This window comes from Acinetobacter sp. V2 (genome assembly GCF_001188385.1).
GTDB classification, from domain to species: domain Bacteria; phylum Pseudomonadota; class Gammaproteobacteria; order Pseudomonadales; family Moraxellaceae; genus Acinetobacter; species Acinetobacter oleivorans.
In genome coordinates, this window is record NZ_JZFB01000002.1 from 406,614 (window position 1) to 413,940 (window position 7,327).

The following is a 7,327-nucleotide window of genomic DNA, read 5'->3' on the forward strand; positions in this document are numbered from 1 at the left end:
TGATGTAAATGTTCATCATCAGGAATTAACTCTTTAACTTTGGCATCTGTTTTATAAATGTCTTCTGGGTCACCAGAAAGCGCTGCCCAACGGAATGGACCAATACCACGGCAGAACAATGGACGGATATATGCAGGTACAAAGCCAGGGAAATCAAAAGCGTTTTCTACGCCTTCTTCTTTCGCCATTTGACGGATGTTATTACCATAGTCAAATGTTGGAACACCCATTTTTTGGAAATCGAGCATCGCTTGTACGTGTTTCGCCATCGACTGTTTTGCAGCTTTTACAACAGCTTCTGGTTCAGTTTTCGCACGTTCACGATATTCATCCCAAGTCCAGCCTACTGGTAGGTAGCCATTGAGTGGATCGTGTGCACTTGTTTGGTCGGTGACCATGTCAGGACGTACACCACGGCGAACAAGCTCAGGTAAAATCTCTGCAGCATTGCCATGAAGTGCAATTGAAATGACCTTACCTTCTTTCGTGTAACGATCAATACGCGCTAAAGCATCATCTAAATCAGTTGCTTGTTCATCTACATAACGAGTACGTAAACGGAAATCGATACTTGCTTGTTGGCATTCAATGTTTAAAGAACACGCACCTGCAAGGGTTGCAGCTAAAGGCTGAGCACCACCCATACCGCCTAAACCAGCAGTAAGAACCCAACGACCGTTTAAATCACCATTGTAGTGTTGGCGGCCTGCTTCAACGAAAGTTTCGTAAGTACCTTGCACAATGCCTTGGCTACCGATGTAGATCCAAGAACCTGCTGTCATTTGACCGTACATTGCCAAAGCTTTAGCGTCTAACTCGTTAAAGTGTTCCCAGTTTGCCCAGTGCGGTACAAGGTTTGAGTTTGCAATTAAAACGCGTGGTGCATCTTTATGAGTTTTAAATACACCAACTGGTTTGCCTGATTGAACTAATAAAGTTTCGTCAGTTTCAAGATTTTTTAAAGTATCTACAATTTTGTCGAAACATTCCCAGTTTCGTGCTGCACGGCCAATACCACCGTATACAACCAACTCTTTCGGGTTTTCTGCAACGTCCGGATCAAGGTTATTCATCAACATACGTAATGGAGCTTCAGTTAACCAACTTTTAGCCGTCAATTCAGTGCCGCGTGGCGCACGAATTTCTACATCACGAAATTTTGTTGTCATTGTTGTCACAGGCGGACTCCTTCCTTTGAGCTTACATCAGCAGAACATCACTTGTTTCTGCATTTGTATAGTAATGTATTAACTTGTATATACATCCATATACTACACAAATATTTTACGGCGTGAAGAGGGTTACTCATATTTTTTTAAAAAAATTGGATAAGCTTATGAATTAAATTAATTTATTTTTATATTAGGCATAAAAAAAAGCACATATCGTTTAAATCGACATGTACTTTTAAAGTCGTAAATGATGTCTTTTTATCGCTGAATTAACTCAATGACATAGCAGCTTTTAAGTTGTTTTTTGGGAAAACTGATCGATGTCACGCCAGCATTTTTCCCAATTTTTAGCGTCTCGTGAGCAACAAGCTGAACGGAATGATCATCCACATTTATTTGTGTTTCACCACCCTGATTAAAAATAAAAATCAGGTCTGCCGAGCTAATAAATGCCTGCTCAGCTGCATCATTCAACCACTGAAAACGCGCATGAAACTTTGCAGGATCATAAATTAAATTTAAATCTCGAATTGCACCGTCTACCAGTTCACTTTGAACCTGACTCTCACCATGAAAAGCAAAAATATCGCCTTGGTTCAGCGTTTTGGCAGGAAGATCATCGACATGCAGCACCATGCCTTTTCCATCAAGAACGCTAATAATGCGTTGCTTATTGGGAAATAAAGAAAATGGCCCAGAAGTAGTCACATCAGCCATCGAGATACGCCACTCAAAGGCGCCTTCACCTTGGCTTCGATCAATTTCTAAAGTAAAGCCCGCACCGTTTTTCCAAAGCATTTTTGTATATTGATCGGCCCTGATCAATTCAATCATGGATTAAATTTCCCTTCGAGATAATAGCGACTACCCGGGTAAATCAAACGCGCACTTGAAATGAGTTGTTTGTTTGACCATGTACGACGACGGATCAGTAAGCATGGTTCAGCTTTGGTAATCTTCAACCATTTACACTCTTGCGGCGATGCTAAAACTGCCTCGACAATATGCTCACCTTCTGACACAGGTGCTTTTGCCATGAGGTAAGCATTTGGGGTAATGGTTTTAAAATCTTGTTGTAGATAATCCGGAATCAGTGCTGCATCAACTAAACGATCTTCGACCTGAACAGGTACATCATTTTCATAATGCACAATAATCGAGTGAAATAATCTTTGCCCTTCGCGAGTCTGCATTAACACGCTTTGCTCTACATTTGCATAAATTTGTTCTAAGACTAAAACTTCAGCGTGGTGCTTATGGTTTCGTGCAATAATCTCATCGGCAATATTATTAATCTGAAAAAGTGCAGTTCGGCCTTGCCCTTCAGCAACGAAAGAACCAACACCTTGAATTCGAACAAGTAAACCTTCCGTCGTTAACTCACGAAGCGCGCGGTTTACAGTCATACGGCTACAACCGAGTTGATTCACCAGTTCACTTTCCGAAGGAATTTTTTTATTTACAGCCCATGAACCTTCATAAATTTTTTGTGAAATCAGCTGTTTTACGCGTTGATATAAAGGAACTGGACTATCAGCTTCAATCGAAAGCTCAGCATGTTCTTGTTTTGATGTTCTGGGCATAACAAATACTCAAAAAGGCGGCAGGCAAAAAGGTATTTTAGTTGACATGCTATGTATATACAACCACATACAACATGTTAATTTATGAATTAAATAGATTTTAAAAAGTTTAAAAAATAAACATCGCTCGATAAGAGCTAATTTAAAGTTTTATGTAGAGAAATTCAAATATATAAAGGCTTTATCAATATTTATTTAATAGTTATTTCTGCAATGCCTGTGCTCCATTCAAGGATGTAAAAAGTATCGTCTTTTCTGGTTTACGAAATGCTGCTTAAAATTTTTATTTAAAATAACTGATCGATAGTATTCTTCTGCCACACAGTATATTAATAAAGCTGGAAGCACATCGAATGCGTAATTATAAAATAGATATTCTTCGAGGAATTTCTATCCTTTTGGTTCTTTTACACCATTTTAATATTCCCTATAAACTTAAAGATACATGGTTAGGTTTTGATTTCTTAGGTGAAGCATTTAGCACAGTCATCGCAAGAAACGGAAATTATGGCGTCACCATGTTTTTTGTGATTTCGGGTTTTTTAATTACCCATCACACCTTAAAAAGAGACAAACAATTTTCCGCAATTAACCTCAAACATTTTTATATCCGACGGGCAGCCCGTATTTTACCGTGTCTGATATTACTCATTTTAGGGGTAAGCATACTTGGTTCATTTGACTTAAAACCCTTTATGAACCAAGCACCCAATGGTATTGAGGTTTCCTATCCTTTAACCATATTTGCAGCTTTAACCTTCTGGATGAATATCCTGATTATTAAATTTGGTTGGGTAAACTACGCTTTGGGCGTGTTGTGGTCACTCTCTGTAGAAGAAGTTTTTTACTTTGTTTTTCCATTATTGTGCCTGCTCACCCGTAGTAATAAGGTCTTTATTGCTGTACTGATTGGAGTAATTTTATACGGGCCTTATTTTAGGTCTCTACATTTTGGAGAAGAAAGCGGCGCTTATTTATATCATTATTTTTCAAGTTTTGATGGTATAGCCATTGGCTGTTTAACTGCCATTTTTTCTTATAAATATCAGCCAAATTGGGCTTATAAAAAACCTCTTTCTTGGTTGATTATTTTGGGTATGACTGCTCTATATTTATATGCGCCAATTAAAGAAGTGAGTACTTGGGGTATCAGCTTATTTGCTCTTGCCACAGGCTTATTGATTTTGTGTTTTCAACATCCGTCAGGAACGCAAGCGCATAACTTATTTACAAAAGTAATGGTTTGGTTGGGGCAAAGAAGTTATGAAACTTATTTGTTTCATCTGGTTGTGCTGGGTCTTATGAAAGTTGCTTTTGTTCCGGCTCAAACCGACTCTAGCATCAAAATTATGCTTTTAATTGGCTATCTGGTTCTGACCTTTATTATCAGCGCAGCAATTGAAAAATATTATTCCACACCGCTTAACAGCTACGTTCGAAAGATTTTCATTAAAGATAAATCATAAAAAAAAGCCCCTTTAAAATAGGGGCTTTTTTAATTAAGCAATCAACATGGTTTCATTTTCTTGTTTAAAAGGATTAGGCCAGTTCTGCCAAGCTTGTGGTCCTAAAGCCATTTCTTCATCACTTAATAAACAACGGTCTAAGCGTTCTATTAAAGCTTGCTCATCCATTTGCATACCAATTAAAACCAGCTCCTGACGTGCATCACCTGTTTGAGCATCCCAAACCTTTTTAATTTGTTCGATGCTGTCTAAGTCACTTGGCCAGTCTTCTTCTGCAACGGCCGCCCACCAATAACCTGCTAATCCGTGCCGCGCCATCGCACCTGCTTGTGACCATGAATAAGCCAAGGTAGGTTCGGCAGCCAACCAGAAAAAGCCTTTAGAACGGACGACTCCCGGCCATTCAGCCTGTACCAAATCATAAAAACGCTCTGGATGGAAAGGTCGGCGGGCGCGGTAAACAAAGCTACTAATTCCATACTCTTCAGTCTCTGGCGTATGCTCGCCACGTAACTCTTTTAACCAGCCCGGTGCTTGTGCGGCTTCATCAAAATCGAATAGCTGTGTATTTAAAATTTTGTCTAAAGCGATCTTTCCAAATTGAGCAATTTCAATTCGAGCACGCGGGTTTAGAGTTTTTAAAATCGCGATGAGTTGGTCTTGCTGAGCCTGATCAATCAGGTCAATTTTATTCAGCATAATCACATCACAAAACTCGATCTGATCAATAAGAAGGTCAACCACAGTTCGCTCATCTTGTTCGCCTAAGGACTCACCACGTTGTTGCAGGGAGTCGATTGAACCGTAATCTTTAAGAAAATTAAAAGCATCGACTACCGTAACCATGGTGTCGAGTCGAGCGAATTCATTGAGTGAGTTTCCATCTTCATCTTCAAAGGTAAAGGTTTCTGCAACAGGCAGCGGTTCAGAAATGCCAGTTGACTCAATCACCAATTGATCAAAACGTCCTTCATCAGCTAACCGTTTAACCTCAACCAATAAGTCTTCTCGTAACGTACAACAGATACAGCCATTACTCATTTCAACCAGCTTTTCATCTGTTCTTGAAAGCTCCGCCCCACCTTCGCGTACTAATGCCGCATCAATATTCACCTCAGACATATCATTAACAATTACGGCAATACGGCGGCCTTCGCGATTATTTAAAATATGGTTGAGTAATGTGGTCTTTCCTGCACCCAAAAAGCCAGATAAAACAGTGACGGGAAGCTTGGCAAATGAGTTGGCGATTGCAGTGCGCATGGCTTGATCTCTTTGAATAATATTTAAACTGATCATGGCTGGCCATTTAAATATGGCCAGATCACAGGCGTAATCTATTTCTAAACCACAATAATGTTATGTTATAACATAACTATTGATCAAGTTTTTATTCCAGTTTTATTTAAACCAATTCACTTAGTCTTTGAAAAATTTGCTTTTATAGTTACTGACAAATTGAGGTTCTATAGTGATGGTCAGGTCCCCATGAACGGAATCCTTGGCTATCAATATGGATTTGTCCCGAAGCATAAACACCTAGCCCCATATTAAGTGCTTGGCCCTTGGTTTCCCAGAACTGACAAAGTTTAGTTTTGGTTTGTTGAATATTAAACTGGTCTAAATCGGTAGGCTGTTCTGGTCCAATTCGAAAATCAAGCGCCGCATTAAAAACATGTCGAGAAGCATCTGCGCCACCCGCACAACGGTTTAAAGATAAAGCTCGATAGGCCGATGTCACTTCAAAATCGTTAATTACCCCATCGTCAACTAATGCTTTTAAAATGCTAAGCGTCGGAACGATGTTGGACCAAATCTCTCTTGGTGGCACCGCATACGGTTCAACTCCACATTTTTGCCAATCGCGAGCGGAGCGTAATAACTCATGGTCTGGAACCAAATTGGCAAGCCCTTTTTGCTTAAGAAATTGCTTATAAGCTTGTACAGACTGTCCGTGATCTGCAGTTGCGATCCAAGCCACATAATCTTCGGGTTGTTGTTTTATCCTGACCACTGTTTTAGATGGCTGAGGCAAAGTGTGGGTGTGTAGAGGAGTTGTTGGCTTGGGCGTTTGAGTACTACACGCTGTAAGAGATAATAAAATTAAACCTAAATAACGTTTCATAAATATGCTCTATCTTCGCCAAAAATGGGAAGACTGCTCATCATTAAATTGAACAAATGTTATATTATAACAATAATAAAGTCCTTTAATTTCTGTTGTTAAATTTTAAAAATAAAAAAGGACGTATGAGATACGTCCTTTTGATAACTACAACTTACGCTGTTATTAAATATCGGCTTCTACAGCAGTTAAAGACTGCTCAGCTTTTAGTTTTCGGCGTTTAAATTGATAAGCCACCATCAAACACAAGATCCAGCCAGGAATCATCATGACCGCAACACGCATATCTGGTGTTAAAGACATCACAATTAAAATGCCCAACATAAACACGATGCATAAATAGTTGCTAAATGGATACATGAAGCTTGGGAACTTCGTTGTTTGCCCTTGGCGTTGCATATATTTGCGGAATTTTAAATGCGTCCATGAAATTACAACCCAGTTAATCACAATGGCTGCAACCACGAGCATCATGAGTAAACCAAATGCTTTTTCAGGGAAAATATAATTTAACAATACACATAAAATAGTCACAGCAGCAGAAAGGATCACTGCATTGGTTGGAATGCCGCGTTTATTAATGTGTGCAAATACTTTTGGCGCATTTCCTTGTTGTGCAAGGCCCAATAGCATACGGCTACTGCAATAACTTGTACCGTTATAAACTGAAACAGCAGCAGTCAAAATCACAAAGTTCAACAACGTTGCAATTCCTTGGCTATCTAAAGAAGCAAATACCATCACAAACGGGCTGCCGCCTTGTGCCATCTGGTTCCATGGGAATAGCGAGAATAAAACAAAAAGTGTCGCAATATAGAAAATCAAAATACGGTAAATAATTTGATTCACAGCTTTAGGTAAAGTTTTATCAGGGTCACGTGCTTCAGCCGCAGTAATACCAAAAAGTTCGATACCACCGAAAGCAAAAATAATGACAGCCATTGCCATGACTAAGCCTTCAACACCAAATGGGAAGAAACC

The 7,327-nt window shown here is 39.4% G+C and carries 7 protein-coding genes; 1 reads left to right on the forward strand and 6 read right to left on the reverse strand.

Going from position 1 to position 7,327, the window contains the following annotated elements; translation table 11 throughout:
- From hutU to hutC, 3 genes are all read right to left on the reverse strand, one after another.
- On the reverse strand, positions 1–1,169 hold a 1,169-nt coding region (gene hutU / locus UC75_RS10695), incomplete at its 3' end, for a urocanate hydratase (protein ID WP_416202213.1).
- A gap of 261 nt (positions 1,170–1,430) precedes the next feature.
- A complete protein-coding gene (locus UC75_RS10700) occupies positions 1,431–2,006 on the reverse strand; it encodes a HutD family protein (RefSeq protein ID WP_049837567.1) in 576 nt (191 codons plus the stop codon).
- Positions 2,003–2,755: a histidine utilization repressor gene (gene hutC, locus UC75_RS10705; RefSeq protein ID WP_049837568.1), complete on the reverse strand. Its 753-nt coding sequence runs from the start codon at positions 2,753–2,755 to the stop codon at positions 2,003–2,005. Before hutC ends, UC75_RS10700 begins: the two co-directional genes overlap by 4 nt.
- Positions 2,756–3,108: 353 nt before the next feature.
- On the opposite strand from hutC, the gene UC75_RS10710 reads away from it, so the two are divergent.
- A complete protein-coding gene (locus tag UC75_RS10710; protein WP_049837569.1) occupies positions 3,109–4,221 on the forward strand; it encodes an acyltransferase family protein in 1,113 nt (370 codons plus the stop codon).
- A gap of 33 nt (positions 4,222–4,254) precedes the next feature.
- Here UC75_RS10710 and zigA read toward each other — a convergent pair whose 3' ends face one another.
- From zigA to UC75_RS21185, 3 genes are all read right to left on the reverse strand, one after another.
- Entirely contained in the window at positions 4,255–5,520 is a 1,266-nt protein-coding gene (gene zigA, locus UC75_RS10715; protein WP_128825234.1) for a zinc metallochaperone GTPase ZigA, read from the reverse strand.
- A gap of 148 nt (positions 5,521–5,668) precedes the next feature.
- Positions 5,669–6,346, reverse strand: coding sequence for a YcbK family protein (locus UC75_RS10720; RefSeq protein ID WP_049837570.1), 678 nt, complete (start codon positions 6,344–6,346; stop codon positions 5,669–5,671).
- A gap of 165 nt (positions 6,347–6,511) precedes the next feature.
- On the reverse strand, positions 6,512–7,327 hold an 816-nt coding region (locus UC75_RS21185; protein WP_228137272.1), incomplete at its 5' end, for an amino acid permease.

Coding starts and splice junctions, on each gene's coding strand:
- UC75_RS10710 (WP_049837569.1), top strand. CDS start 3,109: ATGCGTAATTATAAAATAGATATTCTTCGAGGAATTTCTATCCTTTTG.
- UC75_RS10720 (WP_049837570.1), bottom strand. CDS start 6,346: ATGAAACGTTATTTAGGTTTAATTTTATTATCTCTTACAGCGTGTAGT.
- UC75_RS10700 (WP_049837567.1), bottom strand. CDS start 2,006: ATGATTGAATTGATCAGGGCCGATCAATATACAAAAATGCTTTGGAAA.
- zigA (WP_128825234.1), bottom strand. CDS start 5,520: ATGATCAGTTTAAATATTATTCAAAGAGATCAAGCCATGCGCACTGCA.
- hutC (WP_049837568.1), bottom strand. CDS start 2,755: ATGCCCAGAACATCAAAACAAGAACATGCTGAGCTTTCGATTGAAGCT.